27 protein-coding genes are annotated in these 25617 nt (G+C 43.1%); 12 read left to right on the forward strand and 15 right to left on the reverse strand.

The genetic code is table 11. The annotated features are described in order from the left end of the window. The first annotated feature begins 322 nt into the window (after nt 1–322). Together QZ998_RS16825 and QZ998_RS00860 are read left to right on the forward strand one after the other, a co-directional pair. On the forward strand, nt 323–523 hold the full coding sequence (locus tag QZ998_RS16825; protein ID WP_366512365.1) for a zinc ribbon domain-containing protein: 201 nt from the start codon (nt 323–325) through the stop codon (nt 521–523). A 312-nt stretch (nt 524–835) separates the two neighbouring features. Then, nucleotides 836–1603, forward strand: a complete 768-nt coding sequence (locus tag QZ998_RS00860; protein WP_296557261.1) for a DUF4143 domain-containing protein — start codon at nt 836–838, stop codon at nt 1601–1603. 89 nt (nt 1604–1692) lie between these two features. Here QZ998_RS00860 and QZ998_RS00865 read toward each other — a convergent pair whose 3' ends face one another. The 9 genes from QZ998_RS00865 to QZ998_RS00905 form a co-directional block, all read right to left on the reverse strand. Then, nucleotides 1693–2907 (reverse strand): OFA family MFS transporter, encoded by a 1215-nt coding sequence (locus QZ998_RS00865; RefSeq protein WP_296557263.1) that lies wholly within the window; start codon nt 2905–2907, stop codon nt 1693–1695. Between the two features lie 21 nt (nt 2908–2928). Further along, nucleotides 2929–3771 carry a thiamine pyrophosphate-dependent enzyme gene (locus QZ998_RS00870; RefSeq protein WP_296557264.1) on the reverse strand — a complete coding sequence of 281 codons (843 nt, stop codon included), beginning with the start codon at nt 3769–3771 and terminating at the stop codon, nt 2929–2931. A gap of 2 nt (nt 3772–3773) precedes the next feature. Then, nucleotides 3774–4922, reverse strand: coding sequence for a transketolase C-terminal domain-containing protein (locus tag QZ998_RS00875; protein ID WP_296557266.1), 1149 nt, complete (start codon nt 4920–4922; stop codon nt 3774–3776). Nucleotides 4923–4949: 27 nt separating this feature from the next. Further along, the gene (locus QZ998_RS00880) at nt 4950–5135 is read right to left on the reverse strand and encodes a 4Fe-4S binding protein (protein WP_296557267.1); all 186 of its coding nucleotides are present in this window, start codon (nt 5133–5135) and stop codon (nt 4950–4952) included. A 15-nt stretch (nt 5136–5150) separates the two neighbouring features. Further along, nucleotides 5151–5819 (reverse strand): 2-oxoacid:acceptor oxidoreductase family protein, encoded by a 669-nt coding sequence (locus QZ998_RS00885; RefSeq protein ID WP_296557269.1) that lies wholly within the window; start codon nt 5817–5819, stop codon nt 5151–5153. Further along, nucleotides 5812–6669: a thiamine pyrophosphate-dependent enzyme gene (locus QZ998_RS00890; protein ID WP_296557271.1), complete on the reverse strand. Its 858-nt coding sequence runs from the start codon at nt 6667–6669 to the stop codon at nt 5812–5814. The genes QZ998_RS00885 and QZ998_RS00890 overlap by 8 nt, the downstream gene beginning before the upstream one ends. After that, nucleotides 6669–7811, reverse strand: a complete 1143-nt coding sequence (locus QZ998_RS00895; RefSeq protein ID WP_296557273.1) for a transketolase C-terminal domain-containing protein — start codon at nt 7809–7811, stop codon at nt 6669–6671. Before QZ998_RS00895 ends, QZ998_RS00890 begins: the two co-directional genes overlap by 1 nt. After that, a complete protein-coding gene (locus QZ998_RS00900; protein ID WP_296557274.1) occupies nt 7808–8389 on the reverse strand; it encodes a carbon monoxide dehydrogenase beta subunit family protein in 582 nt (193 codons plus the stop codon). Before QZ998_RS00900 ends, QZ998_RS00895 begins: the two co-directional genes overlap by 4 nt. A gap of 236 nt (nt 8390–8625) precedes the next feature. After that, nucleotides 8626–8958, reverse strand: a complete 333-nt coding sequence (locus QZ998_RS00905; protein WP_296557276.1) for a DUF2294 domain-containing protein — start codon at nt 8956–8958, stop codon at nt 8626–8628. A gap of 66 nt (nt 8959–9024) precedes the next feature. Between QZ998_RS00905 and QZ998_RS00910 the strand changes: the two genes are divergently transcribed. From QZ998_RS00910 to QZ998_RS00930, 5 genes are all read left to right on the forward strand, one after another. After that, nucleotides 9025–9198, forward strand: a complete 174-nt coding sequence (locus QZ998_RS00910) for a hypothetical protein (RefSeq protein ID WP_296557279.1) — start codon at nt 9025–9027, stop codon at nt 9196–9198. A gap of 562 nt (nt 9199–9760) precedes the next feature. Further along, nucleotides 9761–10006, forward strand: coding sequence for a hypothetical protein (locus QZ998_RS00915; RefSeq protein ID WP_296557281.1), 246 nt, complete (start codon nt 9761–9763; stop codon nt 10004–10006). A gap of 247 nt (nt 10007–10253) precedes the next feature. After that, nucleotides 10254–11537 (forward strand): mechanosensitive ion channel, encoded by a 1284-nt coding sequence (locus QZ998_RS00920; RefSeq protein ID WP_296557282.1) that lies wholly within the window; start codon nt 10254–10256, stop codon nt 11535–11537. A gap of 418 nt (nt 11538–11955) precedes the next feature. After that, on the forward strand, nt 11956–13428 hold the full coding sequence (locus QZ998_RS00925; protein ID WP_296557284.1) for an ice-binding family protein: 1473 nt from the start codon (nt 11956–11958) through the stop codon (nt 13426–13428). A gap of 264 nt (nt 13429–13692) precedes the next feature. Continuing rightward, on the forward strand, nt 13693–15156 hold the full coding sequence (locus tag QZ998_RS00930; RefSeq protein ID WP_296557286.1) for an alpha-amylase: 1464 nt from the start codon (nt 13693–13695) through the stop codon (nt 15154–15156). A 100-nt stretch (nt 15157–15256) separates the two neighbouring features. Here QZ998_RS00930 and QZ998_RS00935 read toward each other — a convergent pair whose 3' ends face one another. The 3 genes from QZ998_RS00935 to QZ998_RS00945 all read right to left on the reverse strand — a co-directional run bounded on the left by QZ998_RS00935 (nt 15257) and on the right by QZ998_RS00945 (nt 18013). Beyond that, nucleotides 15257–15484: a CsbD family protein gene (locus QZ998_RS00935; protein WP_296557287.1), complete on the reverse strand. Its 228-nt coding sequence runs from the start codon at nt 15482–15484 to the stop codon at nt 15257–15259. 42 nt (nt 15485–15526) lie between these two features. Then, nucleotides 15527–15667, reverse strand: coding sequence for a lmo0937 family membrane protein (locus QZ998_RS00940; RefSeq protein WP_296557288.1), 141 nt, complete (start codon nt 15665–15667; stop codon nt 15527–15529). A gap of 411 nt (nt 15668–16078) precedes the next feature. Further along, nucleotides 16079–18013 carry a diguanylate cyclase gene (locus QZ998_RS00945; RefSeq protein ID WP_296557290.1) on the reverse strand — a complete coding sequence of 645 codons (1935 nt, stop codon included), beginning with the start codon at nt 18011–18013 and terminating at the stop codon, nt 16079–16081. A 269-nt stretch (nt 18014–18282) separates the two neighbouring features. Here QZ998_RS00945 and QZ998_RS00950 point away from each other — a divergent pair, with 269 nt between their 5' ends. The 3 genes from QZ998_RS00950 to QZ998_RS00960 all read left to right on the forward strand — a co-directional run bounded on the left by QZ998_RS00950 (nt 18283) and on the right by QZ998_RS00960 (nt 21535). Beyond that, a complete protein-coding gene (locus tag QZ998_RS00950) occupies nt 18283–18813 on the forward strand; it encodes a DUF2284 domain-containing protein (RefSeq protein WP_296557291.1) in 531 nt (176 codons plus the stop codon). Between the two features lie 66 nt (nt 18814–18879). Beyond that, entirely contained in the window at nt 18880–19365 is a 486-nt protein-coding gene (locus QZ998_RS00955; RefSeq protein WP_296557292.1) for a hypothetical protein, read from the forward strand. Nucleotides 19366–19582: 217 nt separating this feature from the next. Continuing rightward, the gene (locus QZ998_RS00960; RefSeq protein WP_296557294.1) at nt 19583–21535 is read left to right on the forward strand and encodes an FAD-dependent oxidoreductase; all 1953 of its coding nucleotides are present in this window, start codon (nt 19583–19585) and stop codon (nt 21533–21535) included. A gap of 130 nt (nt 21536–21665) precedes the next feature. Here the strand turns inward: QZ998_RS00960 and QZ998_RS00965 are convergent, their stop codons facing one another. From QZ998_RS00965 to QZ998_RS00975, 3 genes are read right to left on the reverse strand one after another with little or no spacing between them, the layout of a single operon-like run. Beyond that, complete coding sequence (locus tag QZ998_RS00965; RefSeq protein ID WP_296557296.1) at nt 21666–21815, reverse strand: hypothetical protein; 150 nt, start codon at nt 21813–21815, stop codon at nt 21666–21668. After that, nucleotides 21796–22986 (reverse strand): GGDEF domain-containing protein, encoded by a 1191-nt coding sequence (locus QZ998_RS00970; RefSeq protein WP_296557300.1) that lies wholly within the window; start codon nt 22984–22986, stop codon nt 21796–21798. Before QZ998_RS00970 ends, QZ998_RS00965 begins: the two co-directional genes overlap by 20 nt. Continuing rightward, the gene (locus QZ998_RS00975) at nt 22970–23374 is read right to left on the reverse strand and encodes a hypothetical protein (protein ID WP_296557302.1); all 405 of its coding nucleotides are present in this window, start codon (nt 23372–23374) and stop codon (nt 22970–22972) included. The genes QZ998_RS00970 and QZ998_RS00975 overlap by 17 nt, the downstream gene beginning before the upstream one ends. A 354-nt stretch (nt 23375–23728) precedes the next feature. Here QZ998_RS00975 and QZ998_RS00980 point away from each other — a divergent pair, with 354 nt between their 5' ends. Both QZ998_RS00980 and QZ998_RS00985 read left to right on the forward strand, forming a co-directional pair. After that, on the forward strand, nt 23729–24829 hold the full coding sequence (locus tag QZ998_RS00980) for an ATP-binding protein (RefSeq protein WP_296557304.1): 1101 nt from the start codon (nt 23729–23731) through the stop codon (nt 24827–24829). Further along, nucleotides 24822–25583, forward strand: coding sequence for a hypothetical protein (locus QZ998_RS00985; RefSeq protein ID WP_296557306.1), 762 nt, complete (start codon nt 24822–24824; stop codon nt 25581–25583). Before QZ998_RS00980 ends, QZ998_RS00985 begins: the two co-directional genes overlap by 8 nt. The last annotated feature ends 34 nt before the right edge of the window (nt 25584–25617 follow it).

Raw genomic sequence — 25617 nt, forward strand, 5'->3', positions numbered from 1 at the left:
GGATGGACAGGTAAAGGTTTTTCCGGCACGCTTGCCGAAACTGCCGCAGTGATGGCAGATGCTGTCTTACTTACTTAATAGCCAAGGCCTAGTAAAAATCACCATATAAAGCTTCATTACTCGCCTTAACTTTTTCTTGCATTCCCGTTTTATCGCTAATTTTTAGTGCGAAATATTTTTACCTTTCAGGGCTGTTATTTAATGGATAGTGCGCCGTTTCTCTTTGAAGTAACACAGGAAATGTATGAAAAAGTTAAGGCGAGTAATGAAGCTTTATATGGTGATTTTTACTAGGCCTTGGCTATTAAGTAAGTAAGACAGCATCTGCCATCACTGCGGCAGTTTCGGCAAGCGTGCCGGAAAAACCTTTACCTGTCCATCCTGTGGCACTATGGATGCTGATATCAATGCGGCCCATAATATCCGCGACCGGCTCACGGATCCGAATATTCGGCTTACCACCTCCTATGAAAAAGTAAAACTTATTCTTGAAAAACGGCAACCGGCAAAGCCGGCTGCGTAACATAGATAGCAGAACAATCGGTTTTGACCTTTTTAAAACAACACTCAAGGTATTCAGCCATTACAAGCCTTGCTACCTTGACCGGGATGTGAACGTTACGTTCACACCGGCCAGAGGCAATGCTTTACGGAACCTCCGGGGTGGCACCGCGTTACGTTTTTATTCACGGTTGTGGGAAGGCTTCACTCTGATATTCATACCCAGCCAATCAGAGCGGCCACTGGCTCAACCAGGACCTTCTACGGAAGGAGCGAATTATTCATACACCTATCTCTGGCATTGCTTCGGCTTTTGCTATGTTTTGATAGGGTTATGGAACCAGCACAAGACTATGTCGACTCCATTGTTCAGTTTGATGTCTCACGAGTTGATGGTATCGAGAAAAATCCAAATAAGATGTTTGCTTTACTACGATCTTTATCCCGCAATATTTCAACAGAGGCTAATTATTCAGTTTTAATAAAAGATATGGAAGGTGGGGAGAATGAATCAATTTCTAGACCAACGATTCAGTCATATCTGAATGTACTTCAAAGATTGTTTGTTGTGGAAGACTTAGAGGCTTGGAATCCGTCTATTCGTTCTGCTACTCCACTAAGGGTGTCACCAAAGAGACAATTTGTTGACCCTTCGATTGGCATCGCAACATTAGGTATTACTCATGAGCGCTTATTATCGGATTTTAATGCATTTGGTTATTTGTTTGAATCTCTATGTATAAGAGATCTGAGAATCTATGCTGAAGCATTGGGGGGGAAGGTTTATCATTACCGAGACAAGAGTGGTTTAGAATGTGATGCAGTTGTTGTGCTTAGGGATGGACGATGGGGTGCAGTAGAGATTAAACTCGGGTCGAATGAATTTGATAAAGCAGGAACAACTAATGATTCAATCGGGAGAGCGCCTTTTTTTTTGAATTCAGTATTTACTTTTCGGTCTATCGCCAACACTATCAACCGGATTATTCGATTCGCATCTCAGGCAAAAATTTTGGATTTGAAAATGATATCTTGTCGATTCCGTTATATGCGGTGTTTTGTTTATAGGCTTAAAGTGCAGCCTAAGAAATTTACGAAATGATTTGCATAAAGCAAATCATTTCGTAAAACAGAGAGCATTTTATCGTGGGGACTCAGGCCCTTCAAATCATCTCGGTCATATCGGCGTAATTAAGCTTTTACTGGTTTGAAAAAGATGCTAGAAAGAACAATTCCCAATACGGCGAGGACTAGAACCAGATAGAAAACATTCAGATAACTGCCAAATAGATCACGGATAAATCCTGAAGTGCTTACACCTAAAACCGCGCCAATACCGTAGGAGGTGAATACAAAGCCATAGTTTTTACTGTAGTATTTTTGCCCAAAAAGGATCGAAGTGGTAGTCGGTGCGATGGCCAGCCAACCGCCAAAAGTAAACCATAGGAGTGAGAAGGAGATCATGTAGATGACGACTGAACCGTTACCAGCTACCAGCATCAGAACGGCGGCCACAATCATGAGCAGATAAGTAATAACCGTCGTTTTATAGACGCCAATGCGATCGGTAAGCCAGCCAAAAATTGGTCTGCCGATGCCGTTAAAGACCGAAAACATGGCAACCGCCCAGGCGGCCACAGCGGCATCCAGCTTGATGATTTCAATTCCGACCAAACTGGTAATGCCAATGCACATCAAGCCAACCATTGTGCTGATTCCAAAGCAAATCCAGAGGCCCAAGAATTGCCGATTTTTAAGCATTTGCTTTGTGTCAATATCCTCAGTTTGGGGAATAGTTGCATTTATCTTATCGGCAGAAATTGGCTTTTCAGGAAAACGGAAAGGCAGTGCCAAAATAAGAATGACCAAAAGAAAAACGATGCCGATCAGTTTAAATGTTTCAATAGGGCCGTAAAGGCCAATCAAATAGCTTGCAAGAGGTGCCGTAACAAAAGGTGATAGGCCAAAACCCATCAGAATAAGCCCGACGGCCAGCCCTTTTTTGTCAGGAAACCACCTTGCGACCACGGCCATTGGTACGCCGTAAAGAATCCCGACACCGCCACCGGCAATAATGCCGTAGGTAATGGTCAAGGCAGTAATATTTGTTGTGAAGCCGGATAGGATCCACCCCAGTCCAACCAGAATTCCGCCGGCCATAATAACCGTTCGGGGTTTGAATTTTTCAAGAAGCAAACCGCCGACCGGCATAAGCAAGGCATAGGTGGCCAAGAAAAACATGTATGGCAATCCGCTCTGAACCGAGCCGATTTGAAAGGCTTCTTCGAGGGGCTTTCGAAAAACACTCCATGAATAGACCGTACCTAGACAGATGTAGATTAATATGCCCCAAATAATAAATTGCCATCTTAATATGCTGTTTGATGTTTTATTTGCCTGTTCCATCGCGAACCACCTTTCTTGGGATTATTCTTGTAATTTGAGATACTGAGCCGCTTCTGCAGAAATAAACTCATCAAAGGAATAATCGTTTTTTTCTGCGTCTCTTGCCACATGGAGGGTCTGATTCGGTGGGAATTTTAGGTTTGTTGGGCAAGGGGTATAAATTTGAACAAAAGACGGTCCAATTTCCCGGGCGATGAGTATCGCATTGCGGACAGCTTTTGCCAATTTTTGCGGACTTGCTACGGTTACCCTGGCTGCATAGGCACAGCCGGAGGTTTTTGCCAATTCAAGGATGGGAATTTTGGGAAAGCTTTTCCCTTTGGGAGCCATATGTAAAACTTTTCCGGCGGGACTCATGCCACTTTCCTGCCCGCCGGTATTGCCATAAACCTCATTGTCGACCATGATTGTTGCGATTTTTTCCCCTCGAAACCAGGAATGTAGTGTTAAGTCAAGTCCAATATCTACAATGCCGCCATCTCCGACAAGGACGAGAACGTCCTTGTTGTGATCAGGGTGACGAATCGTAAGCATTCGTTTCAGACCCGAAGCTACCGCATTCTGATTTCCGAAGGCGGTATTGGAATAGTTTAATGCAGTTTGAGAAAGTGTGAAAAAAGAACAGCCCGGCGTCCCGACAATGATGGTATCGCGAGGGGCGGGTAAGGATGCGGCAATCAGCCGGATGCCAAGTGCAACACCGCAGCCAGCACAGTGAGGATGTTCCTCAATAATTTCTTTGAATGTGCCAAGTTGATCAATTCCCACGGCCTGATTGTAGGGGCCATTCTCAACTAAATCCAGGTATTCTGGGGGCAGCAAGTCTGCAAATGCAGGGACCGGTTTGAATGTCCAATTCGACATGGTTAATCCTCCTGATAAAGCGCTTTTTTTATTTCAGCTACAATCAATTCCGGTGGCATGGTCATACCACCAAATACTTTTGGACCGGATATCACGCGGTTATTTCTGTCAAGTGTTGCTTTAATTTCCCTTGCCAGCCATCCGCCAGCATTGAATTCAGGAACCACAATCAAGTCAGCGTGGCAAGTCGCGCTAATCAGTTCAGCGGTTGGGAATGGACGAATCACTTTGATCTTAATGAGACCCGCCACGATGCCCTGGTCGGTTAACAATTTTAAAGCTTGACGGCTTTGTGAAACGGCGGTTCCAGACGCGGCAATCATTACTGGAGCATCGGGATTCTCGACCTCGATTAAACCATTGAGATAAAAATCAATCGGTTTTCGGGCTCTTTCGGCAGCAGCAAGTACCTCTTGATGCCAACTTGCATTGGCTGCGTAGCTGATAAAATTACTTTTATTCAATAACGGATCACGGACAATTCTTAAAGGTGGTGTTTCCATATCGAATGCCGGAACGGGAGAAACTGCCGGATTATATTCCGGCAACTTCATGTTTTCCGGCGGAAGCATCACCTCATCGCGGGTATGGGTCACAAAGAAGCCGTCGACAAATACACCTACAGGTAAATGAACTTCAGTACGCTCGGCAATGAGATAGGCTTTTAGAATCATATCGAAAAAATCTTGGGCAGTTTCGGCATGAAGCATGAGCATGCCACTGTCAAGTAGCATGCCCATTTCAATATTTTCGGGTTGGATGGATGGCGGTAGTGAGACACCTCTGCACATGAAAGCGCAAACCACTGGCTGTCTTGCTCCGGCCCAAACTGGAAACATTTCCATGGCGCGTAAGGTTCCCGGTCCGCTAGTCGCTGTGAAGACACGGCCACCGCCAAGAGCCACACCATGAATGCTTGCCATGACTGCGAATTCATTTTCAGCACGATAAAAGTCTTTAAGGAAACCCTGATCATAAAGCTCGCCGATCAGGTGCATGCTTTCGCTTTGAGGTGTGATGGGATAGGCCACAGCCATGTCGATATTGGCTCTTTTGACTGCTTCAGCAACTGCTTCGCTGCCAGTTATGAAAACTGATGCTCTTTCCGCTTCGAACAATAAATGTTTTGCATCAACGATCTGTTGTTTCATGCTTGCACCTGCGTATTCGCTAACATATCAATCGATTGACAGTGCATTTTTGGGACAGTTGGCAACACAGAGACCACAGCCCTTGCATCGCGCCTCATTTACAGAAATTTTCTTATTATCAGTATACCATAGAACATTCGGGTCTGGACAGGCGAAAATACACAGCTTACATCCAATGCATTTCTCGTCATCTACTCTAACTTTTACATACATAATTGACTATACCTCCTAGATAAATTGATGTTCGATGATTTGTAAACGGGCTTCATTGACAACGTCAAGGTTCTTTTCAATTAATTGCGCAACTTTATCATACTTGCCCTTTAAAGCATCATCGAGGGCTGCTGTCGTACCAGAGGCAACAAAATTCCCGCCGCTAAAGCGTTCCTCAAGTGCTGCCTGAAAAGAACATTGTGATACAATTTGTGTAACACCCAACAAACCGCCAAGCATGGACATGTTGGTTGCAAGCTCGGTGCCACCGATATCACTGGCAATTTGAGTTGCTGGGATATAGTAAAGTTTAGCATCAAGCTCGGTCATTTTCCTAAGATCATCGTCACCAAGCGTTAGCGGTTGTTCAGAGTTGACAATAATAATACCGTTACGCTGAAGACCATCATAGAAAGGCATGGTATAACATTTTCCTAGTGTAATTACGTGAGGATGGAAGATCATGATGATATCGGGAAAAAGAATTTCACCCCGCTCATGAATTTTTTCATCAGAAATACGGACATAGCTTTCGGCTGGAGCCAATCGCTTCTCGGCTCCGAAAAAAGGATTGACGGTACTTTTCTTTCCTTCTTTAGTGGCCGCTGATCCCAGAATATGGGCAGCGGTAACAACTCCTTGTCCACCCAAACCAGACATTCGGACGTTGATTTTATTACTCATTTTTCTCCTCCTCAAGACAAGCAAAAAGTTCCTGCGCCTCTTCGGAGACGAACTCTGTGGTTTTATAGGTGCCTTCTTTTTGTCGTTGTTTGATTATTGATATGGTCTCGCTTGGTTTGAATTTAAAGTTTGTTGGACACGGTGCGAACACTTGAACATAGCTAGGGCCTAATTCTCTGGCAGCAAGAATTGCGCGCCGGATCGATTTCGCCAGTTTATTGGGATTGGCTGGCGTAACGGTAGCAACATATGGACAACCGGACTCACGGGCTAAGTTGGGCATTGAAATTTTTGCAAATTTTTTCCCCTTCGGTGCCATATTGAGAACGGCTCCTTCCGGTGACATCCCACTTTCCTGACCACCGGTATTTGCATATGCTTCGTTATCAAGCATGATTGTGGTAATATTTTCCTGCCTGAACCAAGAGTGCATAACCATGTCCAGTCCAATATCAGCGGTTGCGCCATCTCCGGCAATCACAACAACATCTTTCACCTGATCTGGAAAACGCAACGATAAGGCCCGCTTTAAACCTGAAGCAACGGCATTCTGATTGCCAAACAGAGAATGAATATTATGGATGGCCACTTGCGGGAAGGCTAGTGCACTACAGCCTGTGGAGCCAACAATGATGGTATCTTCTGGATTTGGCAGCGCAGCCAGAATCAGTCGTAATGACAGCGCCAGACCACACCCGGCGCACAAGGGATGTTCTTCTAATAGCTCCTTGTATGTACCCAGGTCCAAAACACCTTTGTTACTGTGAAACGGACCGTTTTCGATCAGTTCCTTATATTCGGCCGGCATGATATCTTCAAATGCTGGCGAGATCTGAAATATACGCTTCATTATTCTGAACACCTCCTGATTTCATCGATAATTAATCCGGGTGGCATTGTCATGCCCCCGTAAACCCGTGGCCCGGCAATAATTTTAGTGGTATCCTCAACGACTGACTTAATTTCGCGGGCAAGCCATCCAACGCGATTAAATTCAGGGACAATAACATACTTGGCATGTCGCACAAGTTTACGTATTTCTTCTTCTGGAAAGGGACGAACGCTCTTGATTTTCACAAGACCGACATCCATCCCGCTATTACGGGCGGCAAGCATTGCTTCACGTCCCTGAGAGACAGCTGTTCCAGAAGCGATAATTAGAATTTCAGAATTGGGATATTCGGTTTCAATCAAATCGCCAAGATATTGTTTGATATACTTTCTCGAACGCTCAGCGGCAGCAAGAACCTCCTGCTGCCAGGAAGCATGCGCTGCATAGCTGATAAAATTGCTCTTCATTACAAAGGGATCTCGCATTTGACGAAATGGCACATTCTCCATGTCCATAACTGGCACGGGGGCACTATAGGGATTATAGGGTGGCAGTTTCAAGTCAGCTGGTGTGATCTCGACGTTATCTCGGGTGTGGGTGACAAAAAATCCATCGACAAATACGCCTACCGGAATATGAACATCAGTTTGCTCAGCAATCATAAAGGCACTAAGAATCATATCGTAGACATCCTGGGAGTCTTCGGCATGAAGCATCAGAATTCCGGTATCTAGCATACAGGACATCTCGATCGTATCGGGCTGTATTGTCAGCGGTGAATTCACACCTCTGGTCATAAACGCGCAGACGATTGGTAGTCGTGCTCCCGACCAGGTTGAAAAGGCCTCAAAAGCTCTTAGTGTTCCCGGTCCTCCGGTTGCCGTAAAAACCCGTACCCCGGCCATTGCGGCACCTGCGACAGACGACATTACAGCAAACTCGTTCTCGCCTCTGAAATAATCTTTGATGTAACCTTCGGCGAAAAGATCACCAACAAGGTGCATACTTTCTGATTGCGGGGTAATGGGATAAGCAATTGCCATCTCGACATTTGCCCTACGAATGGCTTCCCGTATGGCTTCGCTGCCAGTAATGAATTGTGTCTCTCTTTCGGATTCAAACAAAATTTGAATTGGATCTGCTATTTTTTGTTCAATCATTTCTGCTCATCCTTTCGCTTCCTGATGATTTCTGTAAGCTTGATGATTTGCAATAATCCGACGTCGCGCATCGAAATCATCGCATCCTCATGTCCGGCTTCGGCACAAAGTGCAACAGTATAACAGTCGGTACCGCCGCGGATGATTTTTAGGGCAACATTTGCATAATGACAATGGACACCAATAAATACACAGACATCAATCTTATTATGCCAAATTGTCAAGTTCGGATGGTTGGGATTAATCTCGACTTCCGGATTGATCATGGGATACTTTGGTCGATAATCGGGCATGGGAATAATTTTTGCCCCCGCCAATTCGGCCAGGTCTTTGACAGCTTGTGCCTTTTCAGCAACACCATCTTTCCACGCCCAGAGCAGCAGGGGGCCGGGAAAGAAAACTGGATTCTTGGCATTTAAAAGTTTATCGGCAATTTTTTCCAGCGCATCATCGGCTAAAACACAAGATCCTTCAATTAATGCAAAACCCTGATCGGGGAGCATAACTCCCATCGAGGCAGCAGCAGGCGGTAGGTAACCCTCTGGTCCATTAAGAACCTGGTATTCATTTGATAACATTTTTCGTATCCTTTCTATTGATACTATTTTAATTTGGATGGCCTTACTTCATGTTTGCAAATGATCACGGCGGAGTTTTATTTAAAAATTCTCACAGTGATTTTAAAAGCTACTTACGCGGAGAAGGTTTCCAATTAAAAAACAAAAAAACCGGTACCAACTGCTATTGCAGTTGATGCCGGACACACATGTAACTGATAGAAAACTACCATTTAAAGTCTTTCCAACGAATTATTTTATTGAATGTCACGATCCATCACAAATACAAAGATACGCTCACCTGTTTTTGTGCTGATGTCGGTATGTAGACTAACGACACTGGCGCCGGTAATCCGGTTGACGATTTCCTCCAGATCAGGACGCCCCTGTTCAACTAATTGCCTGCGCAATGCTTTGACCAAAGCCATCCCTTCCGAACTTTTTGATACAGCCAGCTCGGCACGAGAAAGTACGCCGCAGAGAGAAACGATTACCATATTACGGATAATATCCGTTCTGGCTTCTGTTGGTCCTCGTCCTTTGTATTCTTTTTCCCATTGAATCAAGGCTTTTGTGATTTCGTCTTCCATCTGTCCTTTTGTATAAATTATGAATTCCCCCTATTGTTACTTCAATTAAATTAAAATTTAATTTAGATGAGTATACTAGAAGATGATACAGAAGTCAACAATAATTTTGATGACAGACCTGATCAAAGGGGGATGTACTTAAATTTATCTGATTATAAAGCATTAAAATCTGACTGGAACATGGTTGGAAAAGATTTTAAGGAGGCGACAAAGATATATGAAGAATATCGAAGAAGATAGAACTGATGAAGAGAAAAAGCCGAATTAGATGTTATTGATGATCCTGAAGAAGATTGTATTTGGGACGAAGAATTAGGAGATATATCTAAAGAAGAGTTGATCTCTATTACAAGGTGCGGTGTTTTGTTTATAGGAGTTTCAGTGTAATGTAAGACATTTAAAGAAATGGTTTGCATTTTTATAATACACTTTCATCTGAATGAAAAAGCCATAATCTCGCAAATGCTTGAGGTTATGGCTTTATTTTTCTTGCACAAGGTTCTCCTCATTTGGACAACAACACCAAGAATCGATACACCGACATCTTCGGGGCGGTAGGTTTTGGGGGAGTACTCGGGATTATAAGGTTTGAGGGTAAGCGATCCGAACAGTTTGATTTTTGCGGTGTCCGGATTAGTTTCTATCTCGGTGCATTCCAAAATGCTACTTAATAGATACATTGGCAATATAAATCTACTTTGCTGCATAAAAAATGTAAATATAGCATCGGATGATTAAACACGACACAAGGGGGTACATAATTAGAATAATAAAAAAATCTTAATTAAAGGAGGATTTAATCATGGCAGATCCAAAAGGTAGAATTGATCAAGCCAAAGACAAGACCGTCGGCGGAATAAAGGAGGCCGCTGGGAAAGTTACTGGTAACGAAGAGTTGGAATTAAAGGGTAAGGTTCAGTCATTAAAAGGTGACGCAAAAGGAAAAGCGATCGATGCCGGTGATAAGGTAGACGATGCAAAAGAAGGCGCAGCAGGTAAGGTCAATGACTTTATCGATAAAAAGAAAGACCAAAAAGAAGAAAAGTAAAAGGACTAGGCATAAGGTATAAGAAAGCAACTTTTGCGAGATTGTTTTCTTATACATTATAAAACAAAATAATGAAAAAGGAAGTCCTGATTTTCGTTCTTTAGGAACCGAATTTATTAGAATTTGTTGATGCTAATGGTGTTTTACGTATTCACAATTATGGTTAGAGTGTCAAAATCAATATACTGTATGCTTAGTGACTTAAATTTAGTTTTGACACCTCAACCAATTATTGAAAGGAAAAAAAATGGATCCGATTCAAAATACTACAAATAATTTATGGAATTCCTTTAATACGGCTTTGCCAGGGGTAATCGGTGCAATTGTCTTATTGATTATAGCAATACTGGTTGCGACCCTGGTAAAATTTCTAATTAACAAGGGTTTACACGCAATAAAATTCAACGAAACACTTGTAAAATGGAAGGTAGCGGCAACGGCGGAGGATGGCTCCCGACTAATCAAGACGATCGCCAAAATATTGTTTTATTTAGTATTGTTGTCGTTTGTTCCAGCCATTCTAGTACGTATTGGCCTAGGTCAAATTTCTGCGCCAATCATCAACATGTACAATAACTTTTTAGCTTTCCTGCCTAATTTATTTGCGGCGATTGTGATCCTTGTTATTGGCTATTTTGTAGCAAGATTTGTTAGAGAATTAGTTCAAAACGTGCTGGAAGCAATTAACGTTGATCGCTTTATCAACAAATATACGGTCGATGAAGATACCACGCCACAAGAACTGAGAAAACAAAAAAATACGATCGCAAAAGTCCTTGCTAATACAGTTTTTGTGATTATATTAATACCAATCGTCACAATAGCTTTGGAAACATTAAGAATCGCTACGCTTTCGACACCAATCGTAAATGTGTTAAATCAGATTCTAACGGCGCTGCCTTTTATTGTCGTCGCGGTAGTTATACTAGTTGTCGGTGGATACATTGCCAAAATTGTCGGCAATTTAGTTGAAGGTTTATTGGATAATTCTGGTGTAAATAAATATTCAAAGTACCTGAATATGTCTGGGACGGCAAGTATTACAATATCTGAATTAGTGGGAACAATCGTCAAGGTTGTGTTGATGACCTTCTTTATCGTGGAAGCAATCAATACACTTAATCTGGAAGTTTTAAATACAATCGGGATAGCGATTATTGCTTATTTACCATCGGTTCTTATTGCCATCATTATTATTGGCGTTGGAGTTTTTGGCGGAAATGCGCTTTCGGTATTTATTAAAAATACAACCGGCAGTGCTTTAACCGGTGAATTAGTGAAGTATATTATTTATGTCTTGGCTATCTTTATGACATTGGATCAATTGAAGTTTGCCTCTACAATTGTAACGACCACCTTCTTGTTTATTATCGGCGGTTTATCAATTGCCTTTGCATTAGCATTTGGCCTTGGCGGAAGAGAATTTGCCAAATATCATTTAGCTAATTTAACGAAAAAAATTGATGAGGAAAACTCAAAAACCGGTACAAAAAACCCAACTGATGAACCTACAAAGTTGAAAATTACATAAAAATTTTCCGTTCATCGTCCTTGTGGGTTGCACCCAACTGAAATGCTTGATATGACGTGAAACAAAGCTCTATAGAAATCTGCTGCGCAAGTAGCAGGTTTCTTGTTTATACATCGATCAGAAGCGGAGATTCAAATGGCTGAAACAATGTTGAGTCACCTAATAGGCATTAGTCTGTTTAGGTTGAGTTTTCTTTATTGAAAGAGGTGTTTATGGGTTATTTTCAATAAAAATGAAATATAGTAGATTAGCATGATATGATGCTTTGCAATGAAGGGAGTAAAAAAATAATGTCCGGGAAAGTTAAGATAGTTTTCTATCATAAAAAAGTGGGATAATCACTGTCTTTTCATGTTGGCAAGACTAAAATACAAGACTAGAATACTAGACTAAAATACAAAATTCTAAGGAGAAGAAAATGAAAAATTTAAAAAAAAGTAAAGCCTGGTTATTCGTGACCATGCTGTTAGTTGCTAATTTATTTCTGGCTGGAAACGTTTTTGCACAGGAAGATCAGGTTAGTAACGAGGTAACAAGTGACGTTGGGGTTACCTACCAAACCCATGTTCAAAATCAAGGTTGGCTCAGCTGGGTCTCTGATGGCGTAATCTCAGGGACAGAAGGTCGGGGTCTTCGGATGGAGGCGCTAAAAATTCAACTGGTTGATGCGCCTGTCGATGCCAGGATTGAATATAGTGTCCATGTGCAAAATGTCGGAGACCAGAGCGTTCGAAAGGATGGCGAACTGGCCGGTACTGAAGCTCAGGGCTTACGTTTAGAAGCAATCACCATTAATCTGATCAATATGCCTGGGTATTCGGTTGAGTATCGTGTCCATATTCAAAATCAGGGCTGGACCGAGGGTTGGCTTGCTGATGGCGCATTAGCAGGAACCAGAGGAAAAGGTTTAAGATTAGAAGCCGTGCAAATCAGAATCATCAAAACCGATGTTATCGTTCATCCGGAATCGATCAGCCTGGACAAAGAAACCGCCAGTCTTTTAGTTGACGAGACAGAAACACTGACAGCAACCGTCTTACCAGCGGATGCTACCAATAAGAGTGTCATCTGGTCATCTGACAATGATGCCATCGCTACGGTTGATGAAAACGGTATCGTTACTGCTGTGAGTGCCGGAATCGCCACGATCGTGGTAACAACAGTCGATGGCGGTCTGACTGACAGTTGCATCGTCACCGTCGAAGAAACACCAATCCCAATCGTGACCGAGCCGGTCAACCTTGGGACAGCTGCTAATTATGCAATCTTAGCAAAAACAGGCATTTCAACAGTGCCAGATTCTGCCATTACCGGCGATATCGGTGTCAGCCCAATTGAAGCCGCTGCCATTACCGGATTTTCGCTGACCGCTGATGCCACAAACGTATTTGCGACTTCGCCACAAATTACTGGCAACGTATACGCAGCAGACTACGCCGCTCCAACTGGTGAGAACCTAACAACAGCAGTAGGCGACATGGAAACGGCCTACACCGATGCGGCGGGAAGAGCGATCAATTATACGAATGTATTCACCGGAGACCTCAGTGGTCAAACACTGACAACAGGCGTTTATAAATGGGATAACGATGTTTTAATAAATTCGGATCTTACCCTTGCTGGCGATGCCAACGATGTTTTCATTTTCCAAATTGACAAAGGAATCACTCAAGCTAGTGATACAAAAGTTATTCTAGCTGGCGGCGTACAAGCCAAAAATATATTCTGGCAGGTATCAGAAACCGTTTCAATTGGAACCGGTGCCCATTTTGAGGGAATTGTCCTTGCCAAGACAAACATCGCTCTAGAATCTCAAGCATCGATCAATGGTCGCTTATTGACCCAGACAGCTGCAACCTTGATTCAGAACACCATTGTAGCACCTGTCTAAATCAGCTGCGAATACAGTGATTTAGAAGAAAAGATAAAATGTTAAATAATTTTAGTCGAGCCTTATAATTTGCTCCCTTCGTGCCAGACCGTTTAAAAAACGGTCTGGCTATGAAGGGAGTATTTTTTATTGAAAACTTAAGGATGATATTATTTTACGTCGTTTTGGGTATTAATTAGTTATAGGGAAAAATTGCAAAGCAAAAGCGAAAATTTTCTTGGTTATGTAGATGTTACATAGCGAATAAGAATACGAGGGGTTATAATGAGCAAAAATGGAGCAATGATCCAGTACTTTGAATGGTATTTACCAGATGATGGTAACCATTGGCAAAGACTGAAAGAGGATGCAAAACACTTAAAAGAAATCGGCATCAGCTTAGTCTGGATGCCCCCGGCAACAAAAGCAACCGGAACCAATGATGTTGGTTATGGGATCTATGACCTGTACGATTTGGGCGAATTTGATCAAAAGGGCGCAGTGCGAACAAAATACGGAACCAAGGAAGAATACCTGGCAGCGATTAAGGCGCTCCATGATCAGGGTATTTTGGCAATTGCCGATATTGTCTTAAATCATAAAGCCGGCGCAGATCAATCGGAAAAGTTTCCGGCCTATGAAGTCGATCCCGATGATCGACAGAAAAAAGTTTCCGATGACTATCAGATTGAAGGCTGGACAAAATTTGTCTTTCCCGGCAGACAGGGCAAATACTCCGAATTCCAATGGAACTGGACCCATTTTTCAGGCGTCGATTTTAATCAGGAAAATGGCAAAAAAGCAATTTACATGATTAAAGGAATTGCCAAAGGTTGGGCTGAAAATACCGAGGTTGACACGGAATATGGTAATTATGATTACCTGATGAATGCCGACGTGGATTATGATCATCCCGATGTAAAAGATGAGGTGAAAGGCTGGAGTGAGTGGTACATCAATGAAACCGGCGTTGATGGTTTTCGCTTGGATGCAGTTAAACATATTGAAGGCGAGTTTATTGATGCGTTTATCAAAAACATCCACGAAAAAATAGGGGGTAGCTTTTATACGGTCGGGGAATATTGGGAGCAGAATTACCCAGTATTGGAAAATTATATTGAGGATACCACATACAATGTCGATTTGTTTGATGTTGCATTGCATATGAAATTCTCAGAGGCCAGTCACTCGGGAAATCGTTTTGAGATGAGTAAAATATTTGACAATACCTTGATGGAAAAAAATCCCACCAAGGCGGTAACATTTGTCGATAATCATGATTCGCAACCCGCACAAGCGCTGGAATCTTGGGTTGAAGATTGGTTCAAGCCGCTCGCCTACGGCATGATCTTGTTGCGCGAAAACGGGTTTCCCTGCATTTTTTATGGCGACTATTATGGTATTGGTGGAGAAAATCCAATTCAGGGTAAGCAGGAGTTAATCGATACGCTGTTGTTTTTACGGTTGAATTATGCCTATGGTAAACAAAACGATTATCTTGATCATCCCAATTGTATCGGCTGGACCCGAGAGGGAGACGAGGAACACGCTGGCGGGATGGCAGTTTTGCTGACAAATAGTGATGCGGGTTATAAGGATATGTACATTGGCAAGCAACATGCAGGAAAAGAATATCGCGACTATTTAGGGAATCGTGACGAAACAGTAACCATCAATGAAGATGGCATCGGCACATTTTTTTGTGCCCCAGGATCGATTTCAGTCTGGACACAAGAGCAGTCAAGGTGATCATCAAAATAAGATAAATTACAAGCTTAAAAAAAGTGCCGCAATCCAGCGCATTGCTGGTTTGGGGCACTTCTTCTATGAATCGCTGTAGCTTGCTATCTTATTTGTCTTTATCGAGGGTATCATTGATATTTTCGGCGATATCGTCGGTTATTTCGCCGACCTTGTCAACCATATCGATGGTTTTTTCTTCGAGCTCACCCTTTTTATGCTGGATCTTACCCTTTAACTCCAGCTTTTCGTTGCCAGTTACTTTTCCAACTTTTTCCTTGACGCCGCCGACCAGCTTATCTTTGGTCGCTTCGATTTTACCTTTTGCATTTGACATACTTAAACCTCCTTGAAAATTTTACTTGGTTAAAATCTTATTCTATCGACGCCGAATAAGATTAAGAATTACTACGATGACCGCGAGTACCAGCAGAATATGAATAAACCCGCCAAATGTATACGAGGTAATAAACCCCAACAACCACAAAACAACGAGAATAATTGCAACAGTCCAAAGCATTTTTTTCACCCTTTCTTTTTTTGTTCAATTGATAAAATGGTGCAATAATGCCATATAATTGATAGCTACTTAGATGTCTTATCTGGAATTACCTTTTCCAATTACCATGCATTGAAATGAATTTTGACCAAACATAACATCTATACTTAATAATATATACCCGGGATAATGTTCCCTAAACATATAAGTAAACAATTATCACGAATCCCAGAAGAGCTTTGTGGCTCAGGAGATTAATAGCAACTTGATATGAAGGGTCATGTTTTTGGTGATCCAGTGTTGCGGGTAACGGCAAAAGACCCTGCCGGCAAAGCGGCAGGGTCTTTTGGTAGCAGTCATTTAATGTACGGATCAATTGCAAGATATTTTCGTAACGGGAATTATTTTGTTTTTGAGCAAGGGCAGGAGCCCTTAAACTGGGTTGTTCGGGGAAGCAGTATCTTCATAAACAACCTGGTTGCGGCCATTTGTTTTAGCAAGATAGAGGGCTTTGTCAGCAATCCTGACGAGGTCTTCATGCTGGTAATGGTGATCAGGCAACAAGGTGGCAACCCCGATGCTGACGGTCAGGTAGTTGCTAACCTGTGAGGCTGCGTGGGGAATTGCCAGGGCTTCAATTTTTTTAAGCAGGCGGTTGGCATTTAGGATCGCCTCTGCTTTTCCGGTTTCAGAAAGGAGTACAATAAACTCTTCGCCGCCATAACGAACGACCATATCGGTGGGACGAGACAAGGCCAGGCGAATGGTGTTGCCAATTTTAATCAGGGTCGCATCGCCGGCGACATGGCCATACAAATCGTTGTAGTTTTTAAAATAATCGACATCAATAAACATCAGCGAGAGCGGATGTTGTTTTCTTAAACAGCGCTGCCACTCTAAACCGATGGCTTCATCATATTTCCGGCGGTTCCACAGTTCGGTCAGAGGATCTCGTAAGGAGAGCCGCTGCAGTTCCAGATTAATCTGCTCCAGTTCCAGATTTTGCTGTTCAACCTTGGCATTCGATTCGCTGAGCGCTTTTGTCCGCTGGGCGACCAGTTCATCGAGATGATCGTTCATTTCAATCAGTTTTTCGCCCATCACGGTGCGGTATTCCAGCGATTCCGAGAAGGTTTTGGCCAGCAACAGCGAATAGAGAACCGCAAAGATTAATTGTCCGGTTGAAGAGTTGGCATCGCCCTGAAAGATCATTCTTAACAGCGGTGGCCAGCTGTCGTTGATCCAGGGACTTAGGGTAATGATATCCATCAGACTGGTGCTAGTCAGGATCAGCCCGCCTAAGATGATCAGGCCGCTGTGTTTTTCGCGATGACGAGTGATTTTAAGCAGCGTAACCAAGAGATAGCCGATCAGAAAAATTGTCCAGATCTGGTACAGCGGGTTGATCGCGGTATAAATATTGGTTGGCGCTAAAATCACCACTGCAGCATAGGCAAGACTAATAACCACCACCAGTTTGGCCAGTTTGATATCGAAGTAGTCGGGTAAAATAGCCCGGAAAAAGAGTAGGATCAAGGGCACTCCCAGATAATAGGTCAGAGTCTGGATTTTTCGGGAGATCATAAAGTTAAGCTCCGGCCAGGCAAAGTACAGGAAAGACTCGCCAATCATTAAGGTGCGGATCGCTACCAGAATGCAAAATAGTCCAAAATAAAGTGGTGCCCGGTCTTTTTGGCGAAAGAAATATAGCGCCAGATGATAAACACCCATCATCATCAGGGCGCCAAACAGGAACAGATTATAGCCCAAACCATTATAACGGAGCGCCTGCAGCTGGGTCTCGCCACCGAGCAGGATGCTGTTTAGCAGCCCACCGCTAGGCATATAAAAATTGGACAGCTTCAGAACCACCTGATTGTCGCCCTCCAAGGCTTCAAAGGAGATGATCTGGGGCAGATATTGCGGTACCATAGCCTCGCGGGTGGTACCCAGGGTACCGGCGCTGGCAATTAGCTGGCCATTGACAAAGAGCTGATAGGCGGTACGGACCTTAGGGATTTTCAGTGCCAGGATTTCATTTTTGGAAGCTGTAAAGGTCAGCGCGTAGGTGGCATAACCAGTGCCGGGAAGCTTTTTACCATCGAGTTCATATTTGTTCCAGGACGATGGAAATGATAGATAACCGCTGAGAGCGCCCTGATCCAGATCGGCCGGTTCAAGAAGCTGATTCCAGTAAAAGGCCCATTGGCCGTCCAGGGGAATAATTTCATGCTTAATATCGCTGGCGGTTAAATCAAGACGGCCCTGCTCAGCCTTTTTTGTGATTTCTAGCGGTTGAGAAGAACAGCCTGCTAACAAAAAAAGTATCAAGATAGTAAGCGGTAACAGGATGCTGCGCTTAACCATGGGCGGACTCCTTTCTGGTAAAATCAAAATTAACCCGGCGTCTGTATTGACCGCAAAATCAGATGGAGGCGTGATGGTCACGCCTCCATGCCGGAAGGTTTTTTAAATTTGGAGGTTCGGAGGACATTGTTTCATGCCCTGATGTATTGCGTTCACGATTGTTTCATTATACAATAGGATCATCAATCCAGTCAAATCAGTTTTGGGTAATACCTGGATCAAATTGGTGTGGCTGTGATAAAATACATAAAAAATGAGGCAAACAAATAATGACAAGAGAAAATATCGAAAAACAAATTACTGAATATCCGATTTTTGAATATGCATTTTTTGATCCGTCGGAAATCAATTTTTATCCGGCCGTCCATACCATCTGCCAGCTGGAATGTCCGCAATACGGAAACTCCTGGTCCTGTCCGCCGGCGGTGGGAACCTTAGAAGAGTGTCAAGCCCGTTGTCTGGACTATCAGCATGCCTTTATTTTTAGTACCATTTCCGAGGTCAATGACATTCTCAATATGGACGAAATGCTGGCGACCCGATGTGAGCATTTAGAAATTGTCGAGGCAATTAAAGCCAATGTTTTTGGTAAGTATGATAACAAGCTGATTCTCACCGCTGAATCCTGTGCCGTCTGCGAGGAATGCGCCTACCCGGATGCGGCGTGTAAGCATCCGGAAAAAATGTACCCCTGTGTTGAAAGTCATGCCATCTCAGTGACCGATATCTGTGAAAAGCATCAGCTGTCATTCTTAAATGGCTATAATGTGATTACCTGGTTTGGGATGATCTTTTTTTAGAAAGTAGTGACAAGAAGCCCGCGGCTGGTCAGAATTTTTCAAATCGTTAAGGAAAGAGGAAAGAAGATGGATTTATCATTTTTAGGGATTGAGAGCAATCCCATCACCGTTTTTAGCCAAGCAGACAAGGCTGCTTATTTAAGCAATCCCGATGAGATTGATGGCGGTATCCGGGAACTGGTCGATGCCATTAATGCCATTCCGGTGTTTTTTTCGATGAGTGCCTGCCAGGGCTTCCTGATCGAGGAAGAACGGGAGCAGCATTGCCCGGAAAGCTATGTCGACTTTTATGTAATTGATGAGCAGTACCCGCTAGCCAGGCTGCTGCTGGGATCGCTGGCCAGTAAATTTAATGCCAGCATCGATTGCAAGGTGGTTTTTGAGGCCGATTTTGAGATTACCGCCGAGGATGAAATCATTGCTAACGGGATGGTCAAGCTGCGCCACAGCATCGAACTCTATGAGCTGCCGACAGCGCTAATGAAGACTACCTATCAGGAAATCGTCGACCATATCCGCAAGTTTGGCGAAGCGATCAAGCAAACGGACTAAGTTTGGTTTGATTTTTGCATATTGTTACAGTTATTATTGAAGCAGTTAGCGCTAAGCATTGATGGTTATTAGGGTGTCAACAGTGATTTTTCCAAATTTACACACAATATGCCAAATGGAAGCTCATTCTAAAGTCAAGATATTGTATGCTAGCTGGCTTGATTTGAGTTTCGACACCGCAACCATGTATCTTTAAATAAAATTCAGGGGGAAAATGATGGATAAGCAGGTCAGGGCTTTATTTGAACCATTCACAATCAACAATCTGGAACTGAAAAACCGGCTGTTTATGCCGGCGATGGCAATGCTGGCAGTCCGCGAAAACGGCGCTTACAGCAAAGCGGCGAGCGCTTTTTACGTGACCCGCGCCAAGGGCGGGGTGGGGCTGATCATTACCGGAGCCAATGCGGTAATCATTTCTAGCGCTAAACCGCTAGTCTGCAGCGTGCCGACCCCATCATTTGAGCCGCAAGCCTATATCGCTGCGGGGCTCGCCATGACCGGGCAAATCCATGCCCAGGGGAGTAAGGTTTTTGTTCAGCTAGCCGCCGGTTTGGCAGGAGATGCTCCGCCGGAGCAAAGTAAACCCGGTAGTGCGATGACCACCGCCGAAATTACGGAGTTAGTCGGTGCCTTTGCCGACGCGGCTAAAATTGTTAAAGCCGCCGGCTTTGACGGGGTTGAAATCCAGACCGGCTATTTGCTGGATGCTTTTACCCTGGCGCTTTACAATCAGCGTGGTGATAGCTATGGCGGGGCACTAGAAAATCGCTTCCGGATTGTTAGCGAAATTATCACTGCTATCAAAGACACCTGCGGTAGCGACTTCCCGGTGATTTTGCGGATGGCCATGAAGAGTTATCTTAAAGCCGGGCGACAGCAGGCACTGCCCGGTGAAGAATTTGCCGAACAGGGGCGAGATTTAGAAGAAGCCCTGGCCGCCGCCGTCATCTTAGAAGCCGCCGGCTGTGACGGTTTTGATGTTGAGGCGGGCTTTGGTTCATTTGATAAAAGTTCATACTGGAAATATCCGCCAGTCTATTTTGATAAGGGAGTTTACCTAAAATTGAGTGAAGCCCTTAAAAAAGTCGTCCAGGTGCCGGTGTTGGCGGCTGGAAAAATGGATGATCCCGATCTGGCCATTGAGGCGCTAAAAAAAGGCATGCTCGATGGAGTCGGTCTGGGTCGGCCGCTACTGGCAGATCCCGAACTGCCACAAAAGTTGAGTCATGGTCAGATAGACGAAATCCGCCCCTGTCTGGGTTGTAATGACGGCTGTCTGGCTCAGCAAATTGCTGGCGCCGAAGCCTCCTGCACCGTTAACCCGGCCTGCAACCGGGAATTGTTATCCGAGATTGAGGCGGCTCAAAGCCCGAAAAAGGTGGTCGTCGTCGGGGGCGGTCCGGCCGGAATGGAAGCCGCCCGCGTCAGTGCCTGGCGTGGCCACCAGGTCATTTTGTTTGAAAAAAGTTATCGCCTCGGCGGCAAGCTTAAATACAGTAGCAAGCGGATCTTAAAAGATGTCGATGAGCGCCTGATCGCCTGGTATGAGCGGCAGTTGGCAAGCTTAAAAGTTGAGATCCGCCTCGATGAACCGGCCACCGCCGAAAAAATAGCGGCGCTTAATCCCGAGATCCTATTTATTGCCCAGGGTTCCCAAGCCAGGCAGCTTAACTTCCCGGGGATGGACAGCGAAAAGGTAACCAATGCGATTGATGTGATTACCGACAAAACCTTTGTCGGACCACGTTGTCCAGCCATTGGCGGCGGTCTGGCAGGATGTGAGGCAGCCCTGCATCTGGCCATGCACCGTCACAAGATGACGATCGTCGATTCCGCCCCAGATATTTTAACCGCCGGGATTCCCCTGGCACCAGCCAACAAACAGATGATTAAGGATCTGCTGGTCTTTTATCACAGCCAAATGATTACCGGTGCCGAGCTTAAAGCGGTTACCGAAGAAGGTGCGGTGATTGAGAAAAACGGTCAGGAACAAGTGCTGCCAGCCCATCATGTAATGATTGCGGTCGGCTTTGATCCAGCCCCTTCCTTTTATGAAGAATTAAAGGATGTTTATCCCCAGGTTTATCATATTGGCGACAGCCAGACGATCAAAAATATCCGCGGCGCCATCTGGGCGGCCAATGAAGTCGCCGGCTTGATCGAATAAAAGTAGTTGATCAAAAAAATAGCATCAAAAGGATAAAAAACTGACAAGTAGACAAAAAAAGGCCTTGTCTCTGCCCTGGCAAGCCGCTGCTGCCTGCTCTGGGAGAGTGCCTATCCCCCAGTAAAATTGGCTAGCTGCTTTTTAATAGCAAGTCAACCGACGCCTGGGTCTTATTTGCCGGCGGTCGTTTTACGATCGCCGGGCTGGTGCTGATTGCGGTGGCCTTGATGATGGGCGAAATTGGTATTTTTTGATCCGTTTCAATACGAATTGAGTTCAATAACGCATTGATTTCTGCCGTTATTTTTGGCTATGTACAATGCTTTATCGGCCTTTTTATAAGCTGTGTCTAGCCAATCGGTATCTGAATAAAGCAGCTCTGAAATTCCAAAGCTAGCAGTAATTCGGATTTCATGTCCATCGATTAAAAACTTGTTGTTTTCTATGGCCGTTCTTATACGTTCGGCTACAGGAACACCATCTTGTCCAGGTGTATTATGGAGCATGATGATAAATTCTTCACCCCCCCAACGCGCAACGATATCAATGTCTCTTAGTTGGTCTTTTAAAATTAAGGAAAATGCTTTTAAGAGTTCGTCGCCTGCTGGATGACCATATTGATCATTAATATACTTAAAATGATCAATATCAACAATCATAATACAAACATTGGATTGAGAGCGCTTCATTTCGAGCAGCGTTTTGTTAACAATTTTTTCGAATTCTCTTCGATTAAATAAACCGGTTAAACTATCATAAGCAACCAAATGGGTTAATTTTTCATTGGCTTCTTCTAACATTTTCTTTTGTAAAGTAAGTTCCGTGTTTTGTTGTTCGATTAAATGTCTTTGGGAAAAATCTTTCGTATAATACTGCCACAATATATTGGATAGTGCAATGCCGATGGCGATAGATGTAAGGCCATTGACGCGGTTTGATGCTAATACTAATGGATCATACTGTGCCAATGCAATTGAAAAATAAAAAAACAGGTAAGCGAATAAAAAAATAGGCACGGATACTAAAGGTTGCAATAATAATGCGAGTGCACTGATTGTGCAAACCACTAAAAAAGGTGTTATGCTTGTAGTAACGAGTTGATCTAGTGCAACGATTGTAACACCGATAGCCATCAGCATAAATATATAGAAATACTGTATGATTTGCATCCTTAGTATGGTTGCCCGGTTCTTTTTAGTTAAATAAGTGATGGTGAGGCAAGTAAAAGTAAACAAGATGATTAGAGCGCCGTGGGATGAAATAATGCCGATTCGCCATATCGATTCATCTTTGCTTTCGGTCATTACAAAAAATAAAAAGTAAATGATATGCAACATACTGACTAGAATTCCAATCAGGGAAATTCGCTTCATTCTTCTAAAATTGGTGATCAAAGCCTCAAGATTTACGTCATTATATTTTATCAATGCTTTTTTAATATTTTGGATCATAAGATACCTCTTGATCCCCGATGCAAACCTGTCGCTTGCGGTTGCTTTGATTGTTGGTTGAAATTTCAATCGGCTTGGCAACCGGGCTGGTCAGCCCCCATTTATTGAGCAAGGCCAAGCCTGTCAAAAGGCCGTATTGATTTTTAGTAGCGCTGAGATATTTTCGCCGGATCACATCCGCGGGATTGAGTGGCGATTGACCAAAGATGGTTTTTTCAGGGATATCGCAAATACCCTTTTGAAACCGTCTGATCGCGCTGGTCTTAGCCATCCGCGACAAGGATTTTCTCAACGCATCCCCGGAAATTTTGTTAATATTTCCCATATTAGATAATAAAATAGGGGTGTTTGATTTAAATTCAAATTTAATTTGCGTTAGTGTCAGCATGGTTATCACCTCACCTTTATTATAGTTGGATTGAGAAAGAACGGCAAGTAATTATGAAAATAATGCATGAAAATGTGACATGTTAACTGCGATACGAAAGCAAAAGGCCACGAAAAATGAGGATTTAGCTACTTTCGATATATCGAAAACTTTTGCTTGAAAGGCCAATAATTTTCGATATATCGAAAAAATATGGGTAGCCTGATTTGTCGTCCAGGCAGCCAGGCGGTGAGGGAGTTTCAGAAAACATAAAAGACAGGATGCCGTAAAAAAATTACAGCATCCTGTCTTTTTATGTTTTCATCCACTGGTCAGTGGGGTATAATTTAAGTAAAGAGAAGAGGTGAGGTCGAAATGCTTAAAAATTTCAAAGTAAAAGGATTTAAAAACTTTAGTGAACAGATTGAGTTGGATTTTTCCGATGTTCGCGACTATTCCTTTAGCAAAGACTGCATTAAAGACGGTTTTTTGAATAAAATTATTATTTATGGAAAAAATGGGGTGGGGAAATCAAATATTGGGCTTGCTATTTTTGATCTGACAACACACTTGACGGATAAAAATGTCACCCCGGGATTGTATGACTATTACCTAAATGCCGATAATGATACCGGTTTTGCAGCGTTTCAATATGTGTTTAGGATTGGTGATTCGGAAATTGAATATTATTATCAGAAGAATCATGAACAGGTGCTTCAATTTGAAGAAGTCAGGATTGACTCAGAGATTGTCTTTTCTTATGATTTTTCAAAAAAACAGGGAAATCTGGAGGGGCTGACAAAAAGGGTGCCAACGTTAAACTATGAATTCTTAAATGATCATTTTTCGATCTTAAAATATGTTGTTAGCAATACCGCCGGTGAAGCGATCAGGCCATTAAAAGAAATGGTGCGCTTTGTCAATAACATGCTCTGGTGTCGCAGTCTGGATGAAAATCGCTATATTGGTTTTAAAAATGACAGCAAGGATTACTTTTCATTTATTTTAGATCATGACCGTCTCAGCGAGTTTCAAAGCTTGATTAACCGCGCAGGAATCGACGAACAGCTGGAAATCAACGTTGATCCCGATGGGCAGGAACGGTTATATTTTAAGCGCAAAAAACCATTGCCATTTTTCAAAACTGCATCTAATGGCACAAAGGCTTTATACACCTTATACTACTGGTTGTCGGCTTCAAAAGATCTGAGTTTTCTGTTTATTGATGAGTTCGATGCATATTATCATTTTGAACTTTCCGAGATGATCGTCACCTTATTGGAATCGATGGATGGTTTTCAGACCGTGCTGACCTCCCACAACACGAATCTCTTAACGAATCGAATGATGCGTCCGGATTGTTACTTTGTTTTGACACCCGATCATATCACATCACTGGCCAATGCCACCAAAAGGGAATTACGGGAAGGCAATAATCTGGAAAAACTCTATGTAAGTGGTGAGTTTAATGGATGAAGCACCAAAAAAGAAAATTCTCGTACTGGTTGAAGGGGAAAAGACCGATGTCCTGTTAATGAAAAAAATAATCAGCAGCTATCCAATTCTTGATGATTACCGGATTATTTCTTATTGTACCAATATCTATGCATTATATCAGGAAATGATGACAGCTGGGCAGCAAGATTTTGAGGCAACTGATATTTTGCTAGTCCTAAAATCAAGAGAGAAGAGTGATGAAAAGAGAAAGCTATTTGATGAAAAGTATACCGATATTTTGCTGGTATTTGACCTAGATCCTCAGGATTCGCGTTATAATCGCGATGTTTTGCTGGCATTACAGAAATATTTTTCAGACTCTTCAGATATGGGAAAACTATACATCAACTATCCGATGGTTGAAGCCTTTTATCATCTGAAATCAATCCCGGATGATGATTATTATCATTGTATGACTACGTTATCTGAATTAAAAAATAAAAAGTATAAATTAAGGGTTCAGAAAGAAACTTTGGGAAGCGATTATCGAAAATTTGCTGTATCCAGGGATCAAATTACGATTGTGATAAGACAAAATATGGCAAAAGCCCATGGGCTCCAAAGTGATGAGCGAATTGACTGGTCTTACACTGGCGTAACCCAAGAGATAGATCATCTAAAGGTGTTACAGCTTCAATTGGCATTGCTGGAAAAAGAAGAGCAGATTCATGTATTATCAACCTGTGGTTTTTTTATCGCCGACTATAATCCGATTTTTCTAGAAATTACATAGGGATATTAATCCTAAATCAGTACCAAGGTCACGC

It is taken from the genome of uncultured Acetobacterium sp., assembly GCF_927416815.1.
Lineage (GTDB): Bacteria > Bacillota > Clostridia > Eubacteriales > Eubacteriaceae > Acetobacterium.

Bases quoted from the DNA above. Each gene is read 5' to 3' on its own strand.
- QZ998_RS00955 (WP_296557292.1), top strand. From the start codon at position 18,880: ATGGATTTATCATTTTTAGGGATTGAGAGCAATCCCATCACCGTTTTT.
- QZ998_RS00950 (WP_296557291.1), top strand. From the start codon at position 18,283: ATGACAAGAGAAAATATCGAAAAACAAATTACTGAATATCCGATTTTT.
- QZ998_RS00895 (WP_296557273.1), bottom strand. From the start codon at position 7,811: ATGATTGAACAAAAAATAGCAGATCCAATTCAAATTTTGTTTGAATCC.
- QZ998_RS00940 (WP_296557288.1), bottom strand. From the start codon at position 15,667: ATGCTTTGGACTGTTGCAATTATTCTCGTTGTTTTGTGGTTGTTGGGG.
- QZ998_RS00980 (WP_296557304.1), top strand. From the start codon at position 23,729: ATGCTTAAAAATTTCAAAGTAAAAGGATTTAAAAACTTTAGTGAACAG.
- QZ998_RS00885 (WP_296557269.1), bottom strand. From the start codon at position 5,819: ATGAGTAATAAAATCAACGTCCGAATGTCTGGTTTGGGTGGACAAGGA.
- QZ998_RS00890 (WP_296557271.1), bottom strand. From the start codon at position 6,669: ATGAAGCGTATATTTCAGATCTCGCCAGCATTTGAAGATATCATGCCG.
- QZ998_RS00865 (WP_296557263.1), bottom strand. From the start codon at position 2,907: ATGGAACAGGCAAATAAAACATCAAACAGCATATTAAGATGGCAATTT.
- QZ998_RS00930 (WP_296557286.1), top strand. From the start codon at position 13,693: ATGAGCAAAAATGGAGCAATGATCCAGTACTTTGAATGGTATTTACCA.
- QZ998_RS00970 (WP_296557300.1), bottom strand. From the start codon at position 22,986: ATGATCCAAAATATTAAAAAAGCATTGATAAAATATAATGACGTAAAT.
- QZ998_RS00880 (WP_296557267.1), bottom strand. From the start codon at position 5,135: ATGTATGTAAAAGTTAGAGTAGATGACGAGAAATGCATTGGATGTAAG.
- QZ998_RS00945 (WP_296557290.1), bottom strand. From the start codon at position 18,013: ATGGTTAAGCGCAGCATCCTGTTACCGCTTACTATCTTGATACTTTTT.
- QZ998_RS00975 (WP_296557302.1), bottom strand. From the start codon at position 23,374: ATGCTGACACTAACGCAAATTAAATTTGAATTTAAATCAAACACCCCT.
- QZ998_RS00875 (WP_296557266.1), bottom strand. From the start codon at position 4,922: ATGAAACAACAGATCGTTGATGCAAAACATTTATTGTTCGAAGCGGAA.
- QZ998_RS00860 (WP_296557261.1), top strand. From the start codon at position 836: ATGGAACCAGCACAAGACTATGTCGACTCCATTGTTCAGTTTGATGTC.
- QZ998_RS00905 (WP_296557276.1), bottom strand. From the start codon at position 8,958: ATGGAAGACGAAATCACAAAAGCCTTGATTCAATGGGAAAAAGAATAC.
- QZ998_RS00925 (WP_296557284.1), top strand. From the start codon at position 11,956: ATGAAAAATTTAAAAAAAAGTAAAGCCTGGTTATTCGTGACCATGCTG.
- QZ998_RS00935 (WP_296557287.1), bottom strand. From the start codon at position 15,484: ATGTCAAATGCAAAAGGTAAAATCGAAGCGACCAAAGATAAGCTGGTC.
- QZ998_RS00920 (WP_296557282.1), top strand. From the start codon at position 10,254: ATGGATCCGATTCAAAATACTACAAATAATTTATGGAATTCCTTTAAT.
- QZ998_RS00900 (WP_296557274.1), bottom strand. From the start codon at position 8,389: ATGTTATCAAATGAATACCAGGTTCTTAATGGACCAGAGGGTTACCTA.
- QZ998_RS00915 (WP_296557281.1), top strand. From the start codon at position 9,761: ATGGCAGATCCAAAAGGTAGAATTGATCAAGCCAAAGACAAGACCGTC.
- QZ998_RS00985 (WP_296557306.1), top strand. From the start codon at position 24,822: ATGGATGAAGCACCAAAAAAGAAAATTCTCGTACTGGTTGAAGGGGAA.
- QZ998_RS00910 (WP_296557279.1), top strand. From the start codon at position 9,025: ATGAGTATACTAGAAGATGATACAGAAGTCAACAATAATTTTGATGAC.
- QZ998_RS00870 (WP_296557264.1), bottom strand. From the start codon at position 3,771: ATGTCGAATTGGACATTCAAACCGGTCCCTGCATTTGCAGACTTGCTG.
- QZ998_RS00960 (WP_296557294.1), top strand. From the start codon at position 19,583: ATGGATAAGCAGGTCAGGGCTTTATTTGAACCATTCACAATCAACAAT.